Consider the following 21,094-nt stretch of genomic DNA (forward strand, 5'->3'; position numbering starts at 1 on the left):
GCCAGTAGTTGGCATTTGGTTTACCGCTTTGGGTATTTCCACAATGGCATTCAACTTGAACGGTTTCAACTTCAACCAATCGATTATCGACTCACAAGGTCGCGTCATCAACACCTGGGCTGATGTCATCAATCGCGCTAACTTGGGTATGGAAGTAATGCACGAGCGCAACGCTCACAACTTCCCACTCGACTTGGCCGCTGGCGAAACAACTCCTGTGGCTTTGGTTGCTCCTTCTATCAACGGTTAATTTTTAACTCTTGATTGACAAAAAGCGCTCCTAGAAATAGGGGCGCTTTTTGTTTGGGAAAATAGAATTTAATCTCATTTATTCTTGCTTCTATCCGTTATGTGGGTTAAATCTGCTACCTTCATCTTTCTGGCTTTTTCGAGCAGCATCACTCCGTTAAATCAGTTAATTTTTTTGAGTAGGTAAGCGCAAATAAATCTTACCGTTCGTAACATAATGTGTATTCCTGTAATCGCCAGCTTCATCGAATTGCTTCGTTTCACTGGCAATGGCTGTAGATGTTTTTTCGGGCTCATCTACTTAAATCCCGATCGCGTGCTTGGTTGCCGAAGTTTATTCCATCCTTGAATTTTTTATGACTACTATAGAATATAGCCACTAAGTCGATCGAGATACAATGCGACACACTCCCACACGAAATCTCATATCATGGTGTAGGGTTCCCATAATCGGGTTCAGGATATGTTGGACTTGCCGTAGAGTGTTCGCTAGCAGTAGTGCAATTGTATCAATTCCAGAATCTCACCATAGACAAATGTAGCCGATCGGGAGTCGCTCCTCACCGTCCCAAGCACTCTATCTGTAAGGAGAATTTGTATTATGAAAGATGGACAAGAAGTACGCCGCGTCCCCACAGCAGTCATTGCCGGTGTTTGCGGGTTGGCTTTAGTGACTGGAGGGGGCATTGCTTGGTGGACGGCGAACCGTTCGCCAACCTCCACAGACACGAACTCTGCCGCTCCGACAACCGCTCCGGCGCTGTCTCCAAGTCCTGCCCAATCCCCTGCTGTAATTATCCCCGTACCCCTGCCAACTCGGGTGCAAGGGCCTACGGCTCAGACGCCTGCGCCGCAGGTACAGACGCCTGCGCCGCAGATTCAGACGCCGCAGGTTCTGGCGCCACAGGCTCTAGCGCCCAAGTCGCCGCAGCCAAAGCCTCTGCCCCAGAATGCAGGCCAGACAGTCCAAGTCTACTGGGTTAAAGATGCCAACGGCAAATTTCAGGGAGTTCCTACGAAAGTAGCTATCGCACAAGCTGACAAGCCTGAGGCAACTTTACAAGCTGCTTTTAACAGTTTGTTGGCAGGGCCCAAGGATGGAACTGTATCTAGTGAAATTCCTAAGGGGACAAAACTCCGCAGTTTGAGTGTCAAAAATGATGGAGTTTATGTGGATTTGTCTTCCGAATTTACTTCGGGGGGAGGCAGCACTTCGATGACGAGTCGGTTAGGGCAAGTTATCTATACGGCTACGAGTTTAAAACCGAATACCAAGGTTTGGATTTCGGTGGAAGGCAAGCCTTTAGAACTTTTGGGTGGCGAAGGTTTGGAAGTGGCTCAGCCGAGTACCCGCCAAATTTTTGACAAAAATTTTCCTGTGCGCTAACTTTTGATTAGTCATTTGTCATTGGTCAGTTGTCAGTTGTCAGTTGTCAGTTGTCAGTTGTCAGTTGTCAGTAGTCATTGGTCAGTTGTCATTGGTCAGTTGTCATTAGTCAGAATGCTGAAATTAGCAATTTATAACTGATAACTGATAACTGTTGACACTCCCCGCCGTAAAACGAACGGGGATTCTTAAGAAAATAAAGCCTCGGTAGACTTTGATTCGTAACGGCTGTGCTTTCGCAGGATCTAGATAGTCTGGCTTGCCCTGAGCTAAGTCGAAGGGTAAAACTATTCTGCTAGCTTTTACGTCCGATATTCTCCGTACCTTCTGCGTCAGCATTAATTAAATGTGACTCTTTACTCCTTACTTTTCACGGGAGTTCTCGCTCCCGTGAAAAATTACTAAAAGCCTCATTAATTTACAAGTATTTTAAAGTGAAACCCTTGCCTGAGAAGGTTTTCAGAGATGCGGTTAAAAGTAAGATAGCGCAAGTTTTTGCGTTGCTCAAAAAAGTATTGGCGAACAATGTAAACACCGATATTGTAGAGGTTTTTGCTCAGCGGGAACAACTCTCTGAGTGCCCAGAATTCGGCTTTGTCAAAGTTGCGTAATTGGTTTGGGTTGGGGTGAGACTCCTGACTCGCCTCCTATACCTCAGATCACTAACAGCCACGGTGTTTCTAGGAGATTCCGATGATATTGTTGACCTTTGTATCGGAATAATATTTTTTGGAGTGCAGTGCGAGCGTACCGCTCGCTTCGGATCGCAAAGCCAAGCTTCCCGCTCGCTTGCAGGGTATAATTCCGTTGTTACCGGATTTGATATAACTGATGGCTGGGTACCCAGGACTGGGGATTAATGACTAATTTTCAAGGCTTGACAGTCAGGCTAAATGCCCGAAAGTTGAGGGCTTGCTGTTCGATGCGGCTGGCTAGCCGATCGCACACCATAGTACACAGCTCGAAAATTAACTCGTCTTGCACCTTATAATAAGCTGAAGTCCCTTCACTCCGGCGAGTGAGGATGCCAGCTTGGAGCATAAGTTTTAGGTGCTTAGAAACATTGGCTTGACTGGTTTGGGTAGCTTCCACCAACTCTTGCACGCATTTTTCGCCGTCGCGAAGCAAGTTCAAAATTCGTAAACGCATTGGCTCGCTCAGAATACTGAAATATTCAGCAACTTGTTGCACAACCTCTTGCGGGACAGGCTGGGATGACTGCATCAAACTCACCGGAGAGAAGTGATCTCGAAATATTAGCATTTATTCTGTCCATAACAATAAAGTAATGCTTCAATCCGGATTAATTCGCATTAAAACTTGACCGTATTCGACAGGTTGGCCATTTTGCACTAAAATTTCCATCACTTGACCCGACACTTCATCAGCATCAATCTCGTTCATCAGCTTCATCGCTTCGATAATGCAGACTGTCTGGCTGACGCTGATACGATCGCCCACATTCACAAAAGGCGGCTCATCGGGAGCAGCAGCGCGATAAAAGGTTCCTACCATCGGCGAGATAATTGGCACCCATTTGGTATCGACAGGAGCAGGCACCGCAGCAGGCACCGCAGCAGGCGCAGCAGCAGGGGGCTGGGTTCCAGCCGCGGCTAAATTTTGGGCCGCAGCAGGAGGTGGCGCCGCAGTGGGGCTAGCAACAGCCTCCAAGGCGATCGGAGCGACACTCGTCGGTGCTGCGGTAGCAGAGAGCGCAGCAGCATTGCCTGGTTCGGCTAGAATGCCTTTGCGAACAGTAAGTTCAAGCTCCCCACTTTTTAACGTCAGTTCCGAAATGCCTGTTTTGTCCAAAACAGTGAGCAGTTCGCAAAGCTGGTTTAAGTCTAGTTGCACAGCAGATTCAAGGGTAATTGAGAATTGAGCGTAGAAAATTGAGAATTGAAAATCCGGCGAAGCTAGGATACTCCACCGAGTTGGGAGGGAAAGGGAGAGTTGGTAAGCAATGAGTGACAGTGGAATTTTGAGGTGTTGAACTCAGAACTCGCAGCAGACCACTGACAGCTTACAACTCCCTTGTCCTCCATCGTTGCTACTCTCGGCCGAGGTACTTGTCTTCACGAGTATCAATCCGAATCCGTTCTCCAATGGAAATAAACAGAGGCACCATAACTTGAGCTCCGGTGGAGACGATCGCGGGTTTGCTGCCACCGGTGGCAGTATCTCCTTTGACTCCGGGATCGGTTTGTTTCACTTCCAAGACAACAGAGTTGGGCAGTTCCACTTCCATGATTTGCTCGTTCCAGCGCAGAATGCTGACTTCCATCCCTTCATTGAGGTATTTGACGCGATCGCCTATTTGCTTGGCAGTGAGGGTACTTTCCTCGTAAGTTTCCATATCCATAAAGACGAACCGATCGCCCTCTTTATAGGTATGCTGCATCACGTTCTTTTCGAGATTGGCTTGAGGCATAGTCTCGCCGGCCCGGAAAGTTTGTTCTACCACGTTTCCGGTTTGGACATTTTTTAATTTTGTCCGCACAAAAGCTGAGCCTTTTCCTGGCTTGACGTGGAGGAATTCGATAACCCGCCACACGCCGTTATTCCATTCAATTGAAACACCTGTCCGAAAGTCGTTACTGGAAATCATATAAATTTTTGCGGGCAATCCCGTCGCCGCGGGGGCACGGGGGAACTACAGTCAGTCGATTTTAGATTTGGCATTTTAGATTTAAGATGTACTCCACAGATGAATCTGGGAGCTGGAACTAAACTCTAAAATGTTCGATCTCTCCACGACAGGAGTCGGGGAATGGTATCCGTTTTTGAGCGTCCGTCAGCTTAAAGCCGCAGTCTAGCTGACGGCATCAAAAAGCAATTGGCAACTTATTTTACCGTTCAAAGGGAGCAAGTGCTGTAGTCCAAGCTAAAAAGCTGTCTGGGAAACGAAGTTTGACAGCGGAGGCAAGCAATAGAAGGCGATCCCGTGCTGTGGGAAGATAATAGAGGCAATAAAAGTTAAAGTTATGTTGCATTCGTACAATTTGTCGATCGAGACGTGCAAGCGTTGGGTCAAAACCCTCGCTTTAGCAGTCCTGCTGTTCGCGCTCTCCCTGAGTTTCAGTGCAGTCTCCCATGCCAAACGCCCCAGCAGCAGTATGCCTGCTGGGAATGCGATTACCGACGGCCGCGCACTGCTGCGCTACGCTCTACCTCTTGACAATCAGACTGTGCGAGAATTGCAAATCAGTCTCGAAGACATTGGCAACCACATCCGTTCTAAACGTTGGGGGCCCATCAGCAGCGATGTCAGCAAGGCTTCGAGGATTCTCAACTTGCGGGAGTCTGACATTTTAGCGAGTGTTCCCGATGCGAAACAGCCGTCCGCTGAGGCGCTAGTCGTGCGAGTCAAGGAGGGAGTCGCCGAACTGGAAAAGGCTGTTGAGGCTAAAGACAGGGAAAAAGTGATTGACTTGAAAGCCAAAATCCTCGGTTCGGTAGGCGAAATCGAAGAGTTAATGGTGACGGAGTTTCCGTTTGAAGTGCCCGCCAAGTATGCTAATCTGCCTCAACTCAAAGGTCGCGCTACTGTGGCTGTGGAAACCGAAAAGGGAACAATTACTCTGGTGCTTGACGGCTACAGCGCCCCGGTAACTGCTGGTAATTTTGTGGATTTGGTCGATCGAGGTTTTTATGATGGTTTACCATTTATTCGATCGGAAGAATCCTACGTTTTGCAAACCGGAGACCCCGAAGGCAAGGAAGAGGGCTTTATTGACCCCGGTACTGGCAAATACCGCAGTGTGCCTCTGGAAGTGCTGGTTAGAGATGAAAAACAGCCTGTTTACGGGATTACTCTAGAAGATGCGGGACGCTATCGCGACGAGCCTGTTTTGCCTTTTTCGGCTTTCGGTACTGTCGCCATGGCCCGCGCCGAAGCTGAACCAGACAGCGGTTCTTCTCAGTTTTTCTTTTTCTTGTTTGAACCCGAACTTACCCCCGCTGGCTTAAATTTGTTGGACGGTAGGTATGCTGTTTTTGGTTACGTGGTTGAAGGAAAAGAGGTTTTAGAGCAACTGAAGCAGGGAGACAAGATTGTCTCTGCTAAGGTGATTAAAGGTAAGGAAAATTTGGTGCCACCTCAAGTTTGAGCATCGGGCGATCGCAATCGCTGAGTTTCCGAGTTCACAAACAATCACGGCGATTCCCACCGCTGCTTGTCTGAAAAAGCCTGCTTCTGCGGGCTAGAACAAACAAAAACCAAAAAAATGGCGATTGCAATTGCCCGCCAAACAAAATTTAGCCCGCCTCTGCGGGCTAGAAGCAACAAGCATATAGCAGTTCTCACTCATGTGAGGTATTAGCCTGCTCGCTCTCTCAATCCCTCAATCCCCCAATCTAAAATCTAAAATCTAAAATCTAAAATCTCAACCTGTACCTCACCTTTTTGATAAAGGCTATAAATGTAGACGGGGATTGCAGTCGCTGCCACACAAATTTTCGCCTACGGAGGCAGGCCCAAAGCATTAATCAGATTAGTTAAAATTTAATGCAGGTGATTGTTGCCACATACTGAAGGTTGTTATTACATTTATAAAATTGAATGCTCCTATGGCAATTTTAGAGTTTTTATTAGTAATTGGTTTGGGTGGGTTTACCGGATTGTTGGTTGTAAACAATCTGAATGAAAGTAAGCAAAATAAACTCTTAGATGAGGCTTTTTATCAATTGTTGGAAACTCAAAATAGTCAGGTTTCGCTGATTCAATTGGCTGCTAGCGCCAGGGTTGAAGCTGAAGTTGCCCAGCAGTATTTAAATCGACAAGTTAAGATTTTTTCGGCTGTTTTAGAGGTAGATGATGACGGCGATACTTTTTATCGATTTCCGAGGTTGCGCTTGCCGCCCAGTTCTGGTAAGGAATGGTGAAGCAGTGGACAATTGACAGTGGACAATTGACAGAAGATCCCGATCGCTGGTCGTTGCGGTTGACAGGTTGCTTGCGAAAGAGAAGGGTTGAGAGTTAATTTTCCCTCAAGTGTGGCAGATCCAAAGCTTAAGGTAAAGTTTTGTAACAAATTGAGTGTCTGTGCGTAAAAAGTCGATCGACTCTCAGATAGATAAACAGGGAACTTGTTCTCTGCCAAAATCTGAGGTGCAGGATATGCAAAAATTAAAAAAAAGGCTGGAACAAACGGACTGGAGCGGTTTTGTACAAAGCTGTCTGTCCTTGACTGCTTTCACCGTCTTAGGATTTAGCGCGGTTGAACCTGTAAGTGCCGCCAGTCTCCATACTGGTTTCGCTTCCTATGCCATTACCGACCTCGGCCAAACAAATGCCTACGGTATAGCCAATTCCGGACAAGTCCTAGTTAGTAATGGTGTTGCTGGGGTGTGGGACAACGGTCAGATAACTGAAATCAAAGACACCACTTGGGCTTACCAAATGAATAGTTCCGGTCAAGTGGTGGGTCGCTATCTGAGTGAAAATTGGACGGATAATGCCTACGTGTGGGAAAACGGTCAAAGGACAGACCTCGGTTATTTTGGTGGTATCAGCAGTTCAGCCAGTGACATCAATGATGCAGGACAAATAGTTGGTAAGTTTAACACTACCACAGAAAAATTTAATCCCTTTTTGTGGCAAAATGGCGAGATGATTGATCTGGGTACTCTTGGTTTCAATGGAGGAGCCATGGGTATCAACAATCAAGGTCAAGTAGTTGGTTATTCTGGTCTTGCTCTCCATGTAACTCATGCTTTCCAGTGGGAAAATGGCAACATGATTGACTTGGGAACCCTTCCAGGATATAACGGCAGCATTGCTTATGATATCAATGATTCTGGGCAGGCGATCGGCTATTCGTCAAATAGTGCGACTCGGCAAAGTCACGCTACTTTGTGGTCAAACGGTGAAATTTTAGACCTCGGTACTCTTGGTGGTAATATGAGTGCTGCGATCGCCATTAACAACAAAGGACAAGTAGCAGGTTTTGATACGGTTAGTGGCAATGGCGGGGCAAATCATGCTTTCATCTGGGAAGATGGCGAAATGGCTGACCTCAATAGTCTGATTGATCAGGACTCTGGTTGGTTTTTGCAACAAGTAAGTGGCATTAACGATAGCGGTCAAATTGTGGGACAGGGCATTAACCGTGCAACGGGGCAAAGTCATGCTTTTCTCCTCAACCCAATCTGCGGTAGTTCTCAGCGAAATCCTTTATTACCTGATAGTTTTGAGGATGGTTGGCACACTTTTAATAATGTTGTCAGCCGTAAATGGTTCGATCCGCCCACGGCTGCTGGTTTTACTTTCAAAATAGGCGATGCTGTGGCGAATGCTAGCAGCGGCGGAACTGGTGACGGGTGTATTATTGACAAAAGCCCGATCGCATTTACTCCCAATCCCACCGAACCCTCGCTATTCACAAAAATCCTCGGTTTACCCAGCGGCATTGATGCTGACGAATTGTTTAGCGTCGTAGTTGGCGGCAGAGAAATCGGCAAATTCAAGCCTAATGAAGTGGTAGATTTTGTGGCTTTACTCGGTTACGGTGTCTCGGAATTTCGCGTCGCTGGTATCGATGCAGCAATTGATCCAAAAAATCCTTTAGCTTTTCCGATTAAGTTGGAATCTAATCGCGATAAGTTTTCGTTTAAGATGCGGGCTGATTCTGCTGAAGCTGTTCCTGAACCTTCCGAAATTGCGGGTATCGTAACTTCTGCTGCTTTTTTTGCTGGGCTGGTGCTCAAGCGGAAACGGAAATTAGCAGCGATTGGATCGGCGATTGAAATCGGCGATTGAAATCGGCGATTGTCAAACAAAGTCCGCGATTGGATCGGCGATTGAAATCGCTTCTACACGAACAAAGTCCGCCTCCGCGGACTAAGAAATTAGAAATGATTCGGCGATTGAAATCGCTTCTACACGAACAAAGTCCGCCTCCGCGGACTAAGAAATTAGAACTGCATCAATGGTTTGATGCCCGTTATGCAACTGTCAACTGTCAACTGTCAACTGTCAACTGCTATATAATCCCGACTTGTTTAAAAAGTCGGTTTTTTTGTATTCTATTTATTTAGGTTGAATCATACCAAATTCCTTGATATCGAAATTATTCATGTGTGTTTTCTCTTCCTCTGCGCCCTCTGCGGTCTCTGCGGTTAAATAATTCCAAAACAATCATAAACAATAGTAGATAAAATCAAATATAATAGTATCAAATTAATAAAAAATTCTCTATACTATGCTGATTAAAGATATCGGAGAACAAGGTCTTTTAAGAATACTACAAAAATTCTGCCCCGCCGAAATTGTCGGGGATGATTGCGCGGTACTTCCAACAAATCCTCACCAATCTCTGGCGGTGACAACGGATATGTTGGTGGATGGAGTGCATTTTAGCGATCGCACCACAGGCCCTTATTACGCAGGATGGCGGGCGGCGGCGGCGAATTTGTCGGATCTGGCCGCGATGGGTGCAAGACCTCTGGCGGTGACGGTAGGCCTCGCTGTGGCGGCGGATACTGCTGTGGATTGGGTGGAAGAGTTTTATCGGGGGATGACGGCTTGTTTGGAAGTGTATCATACGCCGATCGTCGGTGGGGATGTGGTGCGATCGCCCGTGGTGAGTGTGGCGATTACGGCTTTTGGCCAGGTTGAGGAAAATCGTACCATTTGTCGGTCAAAGGCGCGATCGAATTGGGCGATTGTGGCGACTGGGTTTCACGGAGCGTCCCGCGCGGGATTAGAATTATTGTTGAATCCAGAATTCGGGCAGAATCTGGAAAAGGGCGATCGAGATTTTCTCATTCTCGCTCATCAGCGGCCTAAACCGAGGCTTGATGTTTTGCCCATTTTGTGGGAAATTTTAGATGCTGCGGGTGCGATGGAACCCCCCCTCAGTCCCCCCCTTGCTAAGGGGGGGAAGCAAGAGTTAGAAATTGAACCCCCCCTCAGTCCCCCCCTTGCTAAGGGGGGGAAGCAAGAGTTAGAAATTGAACCCCCCCTCAGTCCCCCCCTTGCTAAGGGGGGGAAGCAAGAGTTAGAAATTGAACCCCTGATGGAGGGTGAGAAACAAGAGTCGAATTCTCCTTCTCCCCCCCTTAGCAAGGGGGGGCCGGGGGGGGTGAATTCCCCAATTACTCTCGCCGGAATGGATAGCAGCGATGGTTTAGCTGATGCGATTGTTCAAGTTTGTCGGGCTAGCGGTGTTGGTGCAAAAGTCGATCGCACGAAAATACCAATTCCACCTATTTTAAACGAAATCGTCTCAACCGAGAAGGCTCTGGATTGGGCGTTGTACGGTGGCGAGGATTTTGAGTTAGTGTTGTTTTTGCCGATCGACCGTGCTAAACTATTTGTCGAACAAATCGGTGATGGTTGTGCGATCGTCGGAATCACTACTGATAGCACGGATATTTGGTTGACTGATAGCACTGGAATTTGCCCTGATGTGGCATTGGAGATCGATCGAGGATTTCAACACTTCTAAATTCTCTCTTAGGCGGCGGAGTCAGAAACCGGGTTTTTACGAAAATCCTTAATTCTGGCGCACAGATTCAGGAAAAAACCCGGTTTCTTTGGCCTTAATGGGTAATTGTTGAGTTTTATTCTTGTTCGGTGGGCGATCGTACTTCTGCCGCCTGCCGTAAACTATCATTAACTGGTGCACTTTGGGAATCCGGCAATCTCGGAGGTTCAGACTGACGCCGAAACCATCTAAAATTACCCTTAATCTTCCATGCGCCATTAATCCAGGCCACGAATCCAGAAACCACGAGCACAGCCAACAGACTCCACACCAGACTAACTATAGCGGGATGCAGCACATCCCCTTTTTGAGGTATTCTGAACACGATGTCTCTTTCTACATAAGCTGAAACCGCAGACACCACAATGCCTCCAGCCCCTAAGCCAGTACCGAGTATTTGAATTGTTCTTTCCAAAGAGCGATCGATTTCTGCTTGTTCAATATCTACAATCCCCGCTACCAAGTCTACCGCAATTTTAATCAAATCTGTGCCATGTTTGAAATAGCCTAAATCACCCTGAATTTGTCTTTGAAAATACGGACAATTTCTGTCAACAAAGAACTTGAATGTTGTTAATGTTGTTAAATCTTCTGTGGGGATTTCCCACTTGTTACCGATTTGAGACAGCTTTTCTTGATAATTGTAAACGTGAATGTTTATCGTATTGTTAAAATCTTCCAAACATTCTAAAAGTCTTTGATAAGTCAAGCTTTCTAGCAGTAGCTCTTTGAGTTGGCTTTTGAGATATACTAAAGACTCATCGATATCAACATTTTTCGGGTTGTCAGGATTATTTGGCTGTCCAAGCTGAGTTACTTCGGCAATTCTTGTTTCTAAGCTGGCGATCGTCCCATCAATCTTAGCATATTCCTGCTTCAGTAGAGTGTGATTTATGCGACTATCAAGAAAAGCTTTGGTGATTTTGTGGCGGTGATAAAATAATTCAAACAAAGGTTGCAGAATCTGTCCTAATTTTTCCTCAATCTCATCATCAACCAAATAAACAAAGACTTGCAGTTGACTTTTGGGCGAACTATATTCAAAAATTGGAGAATCCAGTAACTCTGTATTGCGACAAAAACTTGGACGCACAGATGCTTGTGGGAAGAGATTCTTTAAACAGTCATCCGCAACTTGGCCGAGGTATTGTTTAGTTGGATTTTGATAGGTTTGGGATTTGTAAGTGATAAAAATAGTCTGTCCCAGCCAATCTTCATAATTATCAGCAACCAGGAGATTGTTCTCATTGAATTGTTGTAATTGTGTGGTTTCTAGGTTTTTATTTTCATCGGTTTCTGGGCTACCAATTCTCGCTAAAATTCCTTCGCTATCATCCAGACGGCAAAACTTAAAGGAACCATCAATCTGATTGGAATGCGAGAATTTCTTGACTCTAGTCAGGGGATAACCGAGGTTAGCTTGGGAAAAGATTAGCTCTTTTTCGGGGCTGAAATGTTGCCAAAGACTATTCGCCCAAGTCCAGATATAATTAGCTGCTGTTTTGCTGCTTTTTTGGCTGAGTTGGTAGCTGTAGATGTAGACTTGGGGATGGTCAATTTTTAGCATCAGCAGGAGAGATATTTGAGGCTGCTTTAATACGTTTTTTCAAATTTCCTTCTAGCTTTTCGATATCGGGATATTCATTTTTTACCGTTTCATAACCCGGTGTGATTTCTGCTTCGACATCATCTAAGTTTTTTCTGGTCAGACATTTAATCGCATCTCTGATATCTCTAAACTCTTTGTATAGTTTATTGATAGCATCTTCTACAGTATCATTATCAGCGCCAGATTCTGCTAAGGGGAGGACTTCGGCGAGCAATTTTTCGATGAAAGGGGGAGTAAGAATTGCGGGGGCGGTGGTAATGGCGTTGTAGATTTGGGATAAGATATCGACTTCATTCATGATTTTACCTCGCAAATGGATGTTGTTGGAATTAGAAATTAGGCAAGTGTTACACTTCTATCAAGTTGTAAGGTGCGTCAGTTTTAAGGCTAGCAATAAAAATTAGGGTTTTCGCAACTGACGCACCCTACTAATTTTAGTGTATGTCGATTGACAGTTGACAGTTGACAGTTGACATTGTACAAATAGATTGTGCGTCATATTGTAGGCTGGGGCGGGTTTATAGAATCTCTGGTTTTGATCGGAGATGGTTGGTTAACCTGCCCCTACAATATTGACACATTCACATTATAAACCGATCGCACAAAACGCTCCCCAATGATAAACATCGCCATAGGGTTGTTCGTCATCATTGTAGCCTTTTAATTCCTTGACGATCTGTTTTTTCTGCTCTGCATCGAAACTATCCGATTCGTTTACCCATGATACCAAATCTGGAGTCGCGGCAGACTTAAACCAGCGCTGGGTATCGTGGAGGGCTTTACCGATGCTAACTCCGGGTTTGAGCAATTCATAGAATTTTACCATGATTAAGGCGGTGGAGAGGTCGTTGACAGCCCAAAGACTGGCTAGGGTTCCCATTGCCCCGGCGTGGAGAAATCCTGTTGGTAATCCGATATAATCGGAGCGGTTTTCGGTGTCGATGAGCGCGGTTTCGCAGGCGGAAAGCACGACTAGGCGGCAATGTTTGAGTTTCAGTAGCAAGATGTCGGCTAATGTTAGGCATTTGTTGATGTCGGCTGTTTTGCCGGCGCGCCATTCTACGTAACGATCCGATTCATCTAAATCCGATCCCCCTAAATTCGATCCCCCTAAATCCCCCTTAAGAAGGGGGACTTTGATAACTTCTTCTTCTTCTTGCTCACCTAAATTCGATCCCCCTAAATCCCCCTTAAGAAGGGGGACTTTGATAACTTCTTCTTCTTGCTCACCTAAATTCGATCCCCCTAAATCCCCCTTAAGAAGGGGGACTTTGATAACTTCTTCCTCTTGCTCCCCCCTTACCAAGGGGGGCTGGGGGGGTTCTTCTCCTACGATGCCGCCTGACAAGATTAAAAAGGATTTTAGCGGATCGTCGGGATTGAAGGAGCCGTGACAGGAAAAGTGCGCGCAGTGGGCGTTTTCTAACTGATCTAGATACTTTTCTAGGAGATTTGTTTTACTCGCTTCGTCGCCGGGGAGTATTTGACTAATCGCGAATTTGGGGGCGATGCTGGCTACTTCTAAGTCGGCGTAGCGCAGATCGGAGGTGGGGTTTTGCAGGGCGAAGAGTTGGTCGAAATTTGGGTAGGTGGTAATCTGTTGCAGGAGTTGGCAACTGGGGGCGTATTGAATGCCTTCGAGGTATTTATCTAATAAGAATTCGCCGTCTGTTAGGGGTAGGGCGTGGAGGGGGAACAGGTGCAGCAACCAGTGGGGAATTAGGATTAGGCTGGTAGTTGATGGCGGCAGAATTGTGGTGATTTGGAGGATGTCGGCGAGGCGCTGGAGCCCGGTGGCGAGTTGTTTTTGCCAGTCGGTTTTGCTGGTTTTGTAGGCGGCCCGGTATTCATTAACTAAGTCGATTAATTCATCGCATTGACGATTGCGATATACTGTCAGCACGTTGGGGTAAGTGACTACAAAGGTGATGATTTCTGCGTCGGTGATGTACCACTCAATGATGGCGGTGTTGGGGGTGAGAAGTTGGGTGATTTCGCTGAAGGTGATGGGTGCTAGGGTTTTGGGGGTTTCCTGTCTTTGGGCGATTAATTCTGCAAGGTTGCGGGCTTTGTTGGCTTCGGCATATTCGAGTGCTTCTTGGTTGCTGGCGCGATCGAGACATACTTGCACCATGCCTTGGTAGAGTTTATCCCACTCCAAGTCATGTTTTTGTTTGATTTCATTTTGCGATTCCAGATTCCGCAGTTTTCCGGCTCCGATTATGGCTTTTTTAAAGGTATCGTAGGCACTTTGGAGAGTTGCTGCTTTTTGGTTTGTGTCTTCTGGTTTTTCTGGGTTAATATTGTCTAGTTTTGCCAGATAAGCCCAGCCCAGGTTATTTAAGGTTTCTACATTATTTAATGGTAATTTCTCAAAGGTACGGACAGTTAAAGCAGCCTTAGAAAAGCCGATCGCCCGTTCCAGATTTTCGGCCCGCGAACCGATTATCCTGTAACTGTACGCAGCAGCTAGGTTATATTGAGTCATTGCCCAATATTCAGGGAAATCCTCAAAGGTACGGACAGTTAAAGCAGCCTTAGAAAAGCCGATCGCCCGTTCCAGATTTTCGGCCCGCGAACCGATTATCCTGCCACTGTAGGCATTAGCTAGGTTATTTTGAGTCATTGCCCAATATTCAGGGAAATCCTCAAGGGTATAGACAGTTAAAGCAGCCTGATAAAAGCCGATTGCCCGTTCCAGATTTTCGGCCCGCGAACCGTTTATCCTGGAATAGTACGTAGCAGCTAGGTTATTTTGAGTCTCTGCCCATTTTTCAGGGAAATCCTCAAAGGTACGGACAGTTAAAGCAGCCTGACAAAAGCCGATCGCCCGTTCCAGATTTTCGGCCCGCGAACCGATTATCCTCTCACTGTAAGCAATAGCTAGGTTATATTGAGTCATTGCCCGATCTTCAGGGAAATCCTCAAGGGTATAGACTGTTAAAGCAGCCTGACAAAAGCCGATCGCCCGTTCCAGATTTTCGGCCCGCGAACCGATTATCCTGTCACTGTAGGCAGTAGCTAGGTTATTTTGAGTCATTGCCCAATCTTCAGGGAAATCCTCAAAGGTACGGACAGTTAAAGCAGCCTGATAAAAGCCGATCGCCCGTTCCAGATTTTCGGCCCGCGAACCGTTTATCCTGTAACTGTAGGCATTAGCTAGGTTATTTTGAGTCATTGCCCAATCTTCAGGGAAATCCTCAAGGGTATAGACAGTTAAAGCAGCCTCATAAAAGCCGATCGCCTGTTCCAGATTTTCGGCCCGCGAACCGTTTATCCTGTCACTGTAGGCATTAGCTAGGTTATTTTGAGTCCCTGCCCAATTTTCAGGGAAATCCTCAAGGGTATAGACAGTTAAAGCAGCCTGATAAAAGCCGATCGCCCGTTCCAGATTTTCGGCCCGCGAACCGTTTATCCTGTTTTTGTAGGCAATAGCTAGGTTATTTTGAGTTTGAGAAAATTTTTCGCTTCCCGGTTCTCTATTATTTAAAACTATTTGATAACCAGTTATGGCAATTTCAATATTATTTCCTCTACTACCACGGAGAAAGCCACTAATATGAATACTTAAATTTTCAATAATGGCGACAACTGAGCTAATTGCTTCTGGATTTTGGGCAATTAATCTCTTGGCTACTTGCTGTAAAATATCGGCAAAACGGGCATTGAGGAGATGTTCTCTTTGAGCGAGTATGGGATAAATTACTTTAATATCGCTATTGCTATCTTGTTCTGCTTGCAATAATTCTAGGATGAATTTTAGATATTCTTGGGGATTTTCACTTTCGGAGTTGAGTCGATCGCGCTGTTCTTCCATTGTGGGGAGTTTTGAATAACATTGGGTTTATTTTATCATGGTTGGGGTTGGTTTTGAACCGCAGATGTTGGCGGATGTACGCGGATGGACGCAGATGAATTATGGGTGGGTGGCGAGAAACCGGGTTTTTGCGATGATTTTGGATGCGAGGCGAAGATATGGGAAAAAACCCGGTTTCTGGGATTGTGTGTGGGGGCGAGAAACCGGGTTTTTGCGATAATTTTGGATGCGAGGCGAAGATATGGGAAAAAACCCGGTTTCTGGGATTGTGTGTGGGGGCGAGAAACCGGGTTTTTGCGATGATTTTGGATGCGAGGCGAAGATATCGGAAAAAACCCGGTTTCTGGGATTGTTAAGGCTGCCTGACTTTAGGCATTAGCTAGCTTCTTTTGAATCATTGCCCAATATTCAGGGAAATCCTCACGGGTATATACTGTTAAAGCTGCTGCAAAAAACGATCGCGCCTTTGCAAGATTTTCATCCCGCGAACCTTCGATTCTGTCATTATAGGCATTACCTAGGTTATATTGAATCATGGCCCAATCTTCAGGAAACTGATCGCGAGTACGAATTGTTAAAGCAGCTTCAAAAAAGGCGATCGCGCGATCGATATTTTCCGCCCGCGAACCCTCGATTCTGTTGGCGTAAGCAGCAGCTAAGTTATTTTGAGCCATCGCCCAATCTTCGGGGAAAGCCTCAAGGGTATAGACTGTTAAAGCAGCGCCGTAAAAGGCGATAGCTAGTTCCACATTTTCAGCCCGCGAACCTTTGATTCTGGTAATATAGGCAGCAGCGATGTTGTTTTGAGTTTGAGCAAATTTTTCGCTTCCCGGCTGCCGATTGTTCAAAACAATTTGATAAGCAGCAATGGCAATTTCAATATTATTCGCTCTATCCCCACCAGCAAAGTTACTAATATTAATCGTCAAGTCTTCGACGAGGCTGATAATTGAGTCGATAGTTTGGGCATTTTCGCCAGCAATTAACCTCTGGATTACTTGCTCTAAAATCTCTGCAAAATGCTCATTGAGGAGATGTTGCCGTTCAGCTAGCATCGGGTGAATTACGGCTGGATTGCTATTGCTACCATCTTCTGCTTGCAATAATTCTAGGATAAAGTTGGCATATTCTTGGGGATTTTCGCCATCGGGGTTATCGCCTGTATCGATTAATTGTGATAGCTGAGTTATCAAATCTCGCAGGAAGTTAGCGCCGTTTTGTCCTCCTTGCTGTGCCATAGTTTCTGCTACTAACTCGCAAGTTTCGAGAAATCCGACATCTAACAATTCTGAGTTATCTTGTAATATCTGCGGTTCCGATCCGTTGGGGCAATTCAGCAGGGTGTGAATTAGTTGGAGGTAGGCTTGGGCGCGGTTTTCTTCCATTGTTGGGGTGTTGTGAATAATCTCGGGTTTATTTTATCATGGTTGGGTTTTTTTTGAACCGCAGATGTTGGCGGATGTACGCGGATGGACGCAGATGAATTGTGCGTGGGTGCCGAGAAACCGGGTTTTTACGATGATATTCGATTAGAGGTGAAGATATTGGAAAAAACCCGGTTTCTGAGATTGTGCGTGGGTGGCGAGAAACCGGGTTTTTGCGATGATATTCGATTCGAGGCGAAGATATTGGAAAAAACCCGGTTTCTGAGATTGTGCGTGCAGTCCTAACCCGGACACAATGCTACCTTGGGCATTAATCTATCCAATATTTGTCCGATCGCAATTACCGTCCAATCAATATCAGCTTCGGTTGTTTCGCGTCCCAGTGTCAAGCGAATGCCACCAACGGCGTTAGTTTCGTCATATCCCATTGCCAATAATATCGGACTGGGGGTGAGTTTGCCGCTGCTACAAGCCGCACCGGAACTAATGCCAATTCCGGCTAAATTTAGCTGTCTCACCATAGTTTTGCCTGTAATTATCTCTGTGTCTCTCTTTTGGTAAGGGCGACAGGATGGGGAGACGAGGCAAAAACTGGTGTGGTGCGGCAGTCGGTAATATCGATCGCCCGTTGCGACTAAACTAGGTATGTCGGCTAATCCGTCAAAAAGTCGATCGCGCAATCCAATCAACCTAGGCGTTTCCACATCCATCTCCTGCAAAGCCAACTCCGCCGCCACTCCAAAACCCACGATTGCGGGCAGTGCTTGCGTCCCTGAACGCAGTTTCAACTCTTGTCCACCCCCGCCGAACATTGGTACTAATTCTAGTCCTGGACGCACGTACAGCGCGCCTGCACCTTGCGGCCCGTAAAGTTTGTGACTGGAGAGGGAAAGCAAGTCTACGGGGAGTTTCTGCACGTCTATGGGTAATTTGCCGGCAACTTGCACTGCATCGGTATGAAACAGAATATTGCGATCGCGCGCAATTCGCGATAATGCTTCTATTGGTTGCAGTGTACCAACTTCGCTTTGTCCGTAGATGATGGAAATTAACACTGTATGCGATCGTAATGATGCTTGCAAATCCAAAGGATGAATTCGCCCATATTTATCGACTGGTAATCGCGTTACTTCCCATCCCAATGCTTCGAGTTGTCGCACCGGTTCTGATACGGCGGAATGCTCTACACTGGAAATAATGATATGTTGTGGCTTTGTATAAAGACGAGCAACACCCATAATTGCTAAATTGTCCGCTTCCGTGCCGCCCGAAGTAAAAATCATCGATTCCGGTAGTGCATTGATCAAGCTAGCAACCTGCATTCTAGCTAATTCTAAAGCAGTCGCGGCCCTTTGTCCCCACTCGTGCAAGCTAGAAGGATTTCCCCAATGTTGAGTCAGGGCTTTTTGCATAGCTTCAATTGCTTCTGGGCGTGTAGGTGTCGTCGCGCTATAGTCGAGGTAAATTTGCATGATTTTAAAGAACGAATAACTAATGACCAATGACTAATGACCAATGACCAATGACCAATGCCCAATGCCCAATGCCCAATGCCCAATGCCCAATGACTAATGACTTCCCGGCTTACAAACGTTGTAGTCTTCGTGGGACAAAACTTTTTGTGGAATTAAGAAAGTGCCGCAATCTTCACAAAGCATTCTGTAGTTGCGTGTTACAGGAATACTCACAATCCAACGGTTGTGACGGAGACGTTTGCCACCGAAATCTCTGTAATTCTTATTTTCGCCCAAAGCTGCTATAATAGCGCGAGCTTTAGTAACTACATGGTCGGGCAGACCTCTGAGATCGATCGCATCTCTAGCAAATGATGCCTCCTTCTCTTGTTTTTTGGTTTGTTTTTCTGCCAGCAATTCCACATATTGCTGCTGCGCGATCAACTCTTGCGTGCAGCGATGGCACGCTTTACCATATCCTTTGTGACCGCAATCAAAAATTGTTTTTCTTTTAGCCATAAAGCATCAGTATCGGGTTTGACCCACGCCCCTGAATGCTGCTACCCTACCAGTGATGCTTCCGGCATCGCGGCAGTTCTACAAGACGCAAAATCTATTCCCTTTCATAAATTTAATATGTTCTAACTTTACTTGACCGAATATCTTTGAACTCTGAATAGACCGATGACCTCAATAAAATTTAAAATTTTGTGAATGTACTTTATTATAATTTATCCGGTGTATGTTGTGCTGGACTGCTGGCGATCGCCCTTACGGCCTGCGGACAAGCAAAGCAGGACGTGCAGAATTTACCTCCCAGTTTGGCTCCGCTGCCTCAAGACCCCTTGTTGCAAGTATACTTCAATCAGTCCCTCACTTCGAGTTATACAGAGCCTTACCGCCAGCAAACTAGGGCTGGAGACGATTTAGAAAAGTTAATCGCCGAGGCAGTCAAGAGTGCTGGATCGACGGTAGATGTAGCGGTTCAGGAGTTTCGGCTGCCGGGTATTGCGAGGGTTTTGGCCGATCGCGCGCGATCGGGAATTAAAGTCAGATTAATTGTCGAACATCTCTACAGTCGTCCTTGGAGCGATTATACAGCCCAGGAGTTGGCGAAATTGCCCGATCGAGAGCGCGATCGCTACACCGAATTTTTGCAACTCGCCGATACCAACAAAGACGGCAAATTAAGCCCGGAAGAAATCAAGCAAAATGATGCTTTGGTAATTGTCAAGGATGCGGGAATTCCTGTAATTGATGATACTGCTGATGGAAGTAAAGGCAGCGGTTTGATGCACCACAAATTTGTAGTAATTGATAGCAAAACAGTCATCGTAACTTCGGCTAATTTTACCACCAGCGATATCCACGGCGATTTCAAGACAGCAGCCAGTCGCGGCAATGCGAATAATTTGCTGAAAATTGAGAGTTCTCAATTAGCGCAAATATTTACTCAAGAATTTAACATTATGTGGGGCGACGGGCCCGGAGGCAAACCGGATAGCAAGTTTGGCATCAAAAAGCCAGTTCGTTCAGTCCAAAAATTGAAAATTGGCGATGCAACTGTGGCGGTACAATTTTCGCCGACGAGTGCGACTTTACCTTGGGAACAAAGCGTTAATAGTTTGATAAATCGAACTTTAGTAAAGGCAAAACAATCTGTTAATTTAGCACTCTTTGTATTTTCGGCGCAGCGGTTGTCAAATACCCTAGAACTTGAATCTAGGCGCGGTGTAGCGGTGCGAGCTTTGATTGACTCAAATTTCATTTATCGCCCTTACAGCGAAGGTTTAGACATGATGGGGGCCACTTTGATGCAAGATTGCCGGTTGGAATCTGACAATCGCCCGTGGAGAAAGCCGTTGACTACGGTGGGAGTGCCACTGTTACCAATGGGCGATCGCCTGCACCACAAATTCGGCGTGATCGACGGCAAAACAGTGATTGCAGGTTCTCACAATTGGACTGAGGCTGCAAATCACGGGAATGATGAGACGTTATTGGCGATCGACAGCCCGGTAATTGCGGCCCATTTTGAGCGAGAGTTCGATCGGCTGTACAAAGGTGCAATCCTGGGAATTCCCGCCCGCATCAAACAGAAAATTGACGCTAGAAAAAAAGAGTGCGAATCAGTACAAGCAGCATCAAAATCTGCGAATCCTAAACCTCAAACAGCCGCTAAAAAGTTAGTTAATTTGAATACAGCAACTCAGGAAGAATTAGAAACTTTGCCCGGGGTTGGCCCGAAGTTAGCCGAAAAAATCATTGCAGCGCGAGAAAAGCAGCCTTTTGAGTCTTGGGAAGATGTCGAAAGATTGCCCGGAGTCGGAAACAAGACTGTAGACAAATGGCGCGATCGAGTAACATGGTAATTAGGTTCGTAATTAGGTTCGTAGTGAGGACTTCAGTCCTTCTTCTTTCATTCGTAATTAGGTTCGTAGTGAGGACTTCAGTCCTTCTTCTTTCGTTCGTAGTGAGGACTTCAGTCCTTCCTTCCCAAGGTTCGTAGTAAGGACTTCAGTCCTTTTTTTAGCAAATCAGCAGCAAGGCTTTTCGTCCTCACTAAGTAGATGAGTGCAAAAAAACATAAGTTGTCATTGCGAGCGAAACGAAGTGAAGCGAAGCAATCGCAGCGGTTGCGATTCCTTTACCTTTTGTTACATACTTTGGTTTATTTGCACCTACCTACTTACAAACATATTTT

Annotated in this window: 17 protein-coding genes and 1 pseudogene; 9 read left to right on the top strand and 9 right to left on the bottom strand. The window is 46.1% G+C overall.

Annotation, left to right across the window (positions count from 1 at the left end):
• Together QZW47_RS20700 and QZW47_RS20705 are read left to right on the top strand one after the other, a co-directional pair.
• Positions 1–250, top strand: a pseudogene (locus QZW47_RS20700) (photosystem II q(b) protein); the annotation flags it as partial.
• Between the two features lie 600 nt (positions 251–850).
• A complete protein-coding gene (locus tag QZW47_RS20705; protein WP_293130659.1) occupies positions 851–1,636 on the top strand; it encodes a GerMN domain-containing protein in 786 nt (261 codons plus the stop codon).
• Between the two features lie 870 nt (positions 1,637–2,506).
• Here the strand turns inward: QZW47_RS20705 and QZW47_RS20710 are convergent.
• The 3 genes from QZW47_RS20710 to efp all read right to left on the bottom strand — a co-directional run bounded on the left by QZW47_RS20710 (position 2,507) and on the right by efp (position 4,244).
• Positions 2,507–2,899, bottom strand: a complete 393-nt coding sequence (locus tag QZW47_RS20710) for a metalloregulator ArsR/SmtB family transcription factor (RefSeq protein WP_293130661.1) — start codon at positions 2,897–2,899, stop codon at positions 2,507–2,509.
• A gap of 30 nt (positions 2,900–2,929) precedes the next feature.
• A complete protein-coding gene (gene accB, locus QZW47_RS20715) occupies positions 2,930–3,490 on the bottom strand; it encodes an acetyl-CoA carboxylase biotin carboxyl carrier protein (RefSeq protein ID WP_293130663.1) in 561 nt (186 codons plus the stop codon).
• 196 nt (positions 3,491–3,686) lie between these two features.
• Complete coding sequence (gene efp, locus QZW47_RS20720) at positions 3,687–4,244, bottom strand: elongation factor P (protein ID WP_293130665.1); 558 nt, start codon at positions 4,242–4,244, stop codon at positions 3,687–3,689.
• A 376-nt stretch (positions 4,245–4,620) separates the two neighbouring features.
• On the opposite strand from efp, the gene QZW47_RS20725 reads away from it, so the two are divergent.
• The 4 genes from QZW47_RS20725 (at position 4,621) to thiL (ending at position 10,086) form a co-directional block, all read left to right on the top strand.
• Entirely contained in the window at positions 4,621–5,745 is a 1,125-nt protein-coding gene (locus tag QZW47_RS20725) for a peptidylprolyl isomerase (RefSeq protein ID WP_293130667.1), read from the top strand.
• A gap of 460 nt (positions 5,746–6,205) precedes the next feature.
• Positions 6,206–6,520 carry a hypothetical protein gene (locus tag QZW47_RS20730; protein ID WP_293130669.1) on the top strand — a complete coding sequence of 105 codons (315 nt, stop codon included), beginning with the start codon at positions 6,206–6,208 and terminating at the stop codon, positions 6,518–6,520.
• A 154-nt stretch (positions 6,521–6,674) separates the two neighbouring features.
• Complete coding sequence (locus QZW47_RS20735; protein WP_293130671.1) at positions 6,675–8,396, top strand: DUF3466 family protein; 1,722 nt, start codon at positions 6,675–6,677, stop codon at positions 8,394–8,396.
• A 442-nt stretch (positions 8,397–8,838) separates the two neighbouring features.
• Positions 8,839–10,086 (top strand): thiamine-phosphate kinase, encoded by a 1,248-nt coding sequence (gene thiL / locus QZW47_RS20740; RefSeq protein WP_293130673.1) that lies wholly within the window; start codon positions 8,839–8,841, stop codon positions 10,084–10,086.
• A 115-nt stretch (positions 10,087–10,201) separates the two neighbouring features.
• Here thiL and QZW47_RS20745 read toward each other — a convergent pair whose 3' ends face one another.
• The 3 genes from QZW47_RS20745 to QZW47_RS20755 all read right to left on the bottom strand — a co-directional run bounded on the left by QZW47_RS20745 (position 10,202) and on the right by QZW47_RS20755 (position 15,551).
• Positions 10,202–11,692, bottom strand: a complete 1,491-nt coding sequence (locus QZW47_RS20745) for a hypothetical protein (RefSeq protein ID WP_293130674.1) — start codon at positions 11,690–11,692, stop codon at positions 10,202–10,204.
• Positions 11,679–12,032 carry a hypothetical protein gene (locus QZW47_RS20750; RefSeq protein WP_293130676.1) on the bottom strand — a complete coding sequence of 118 codons (354 nt, stop codon included), beginning with the start codon at positions 12,030–12,032 and terminating at the stop codon, positions 11,679–11,681. Before QZW47_RS20750 ends, QZW47_RS20745 begins: the two co-directional genes overlap by 14 nt.
• A 288-nt stretch (positions 12,033–12,320) precedes the next feature.
• Positions 12,321–15,551: a CHAT domain-containing protein gene (locus QZW47_RS20755; protein WP_293130678.1), complete on the bottom strand. Its 3,231-nt coding sequence runs from the start codon at positions 15,549–15,551 to the stop codon at positions 12,321–12,323.
• A gap of 84 nt (positions 15,552–15,635) precedes the next feature.
• Between QZW47_RS20755 and QZW47_RS20760 the strand changes: the two genes are divergently transcribed.
• On the top strand, positions 15,636–15,854 hold the full coding sequence (locus QZW47_RS20760) for a hypothetical protein (RefSeq protein ID WP_293130680.1): 219 nt from the start codon (positions 15,636–15,638) through the stop codon (positions 15,852–15,854).
• A 65-nt stretch (positions 15,855–15,919) separates the two neighbouring features.
• Here QZW47_RS20760 and QZW47_RS20765 read toward each other — a convergent pair whose 3' ends face one another.
• Entirely contained in the window at positions 15,920–16,936 is a 1,017-nt protein-coding gene (locus QZW47_RS20765; protein ID WP_293130682.1) for a tetratricopeptide repeat protein, read from the bottom strand.
• Positions 16,937–17,020: 84 nt separating this feature from the next.
• On the opposite strand from QZW47_RS20765, the gene QZW47_RS20770 reads away from it, so the two are divergent.
• Positions 17,021–17,221: a hypothetical protein gene (locus QZW47_RS20770; protein ID WP_293130684.1), complete on the top strand. Its 201-nt coding sequence runs from the start codon at positions 17,021–17,023 to the stop codon at positions 17,219–17,221.
• Here QZW47_RS20770 and QZW47_RS20775 read toward each other — a convergent pair.
• Together QZW47_RS20775 and QZW47_RS20780 are read right to left on the bottom strand one after the other, a co-directional pair.
• Positions 17,218–18,408 carry a cysteine desulfurase family protein gene (locus QZW47_RS20775; protein WP_293130686.1) on the bottom strand — a complete coding sequence of 397 codons (1,191 nt, stop codon included), beginning with the start codon at positions 18,406–18,408 and terminating at the stop codon, positions 17,218–17,220. The genes QZW47_RS20770 and QZW47_RS20775 overlap by 4 nt on opposite strands.
• Before the next feature lie 96 nt (positions 18,409–18,504).
• Positions 18,505–18,909 (bottom strand): hypothetical protein, encoded by a 405-nt coding sequence (locus tag QZW47_RS20780; protein WP_293130688.1) that lies wholly within the window; start codon positions 18,907–18,909, stop codon positions 18,505–18,507.
• Positions 18,910–19,100: 191 nt separating this feature from the next.
• Between QZW47_RS20780 and QZW47_RS20785 the strand changes: the two genes are divergently transcribed.
• A complete protein-coding gene (locus tag QZW47_RS20785) occupies positions 19,101–20,762 on the top strand; it encodes a DUF655 domain-containing protein (RefSeq protein ID WP_293130690.1) in 1,662 nt (553 codons plus the stop codon).
• Positions 20,763–21,094: the final 332 nt, after the last annotated feature.

It is taken from the genome of Microcoleus sp. bin38.metabat.b11b12b14.051, assembly GCF_013299165.1.
Taxonomy (GTDB): Bacteria; Cyanobacteriota; Cyanobacteriia; order Cyanobacteriales; family Microcoleaceae; genus Microcoleus.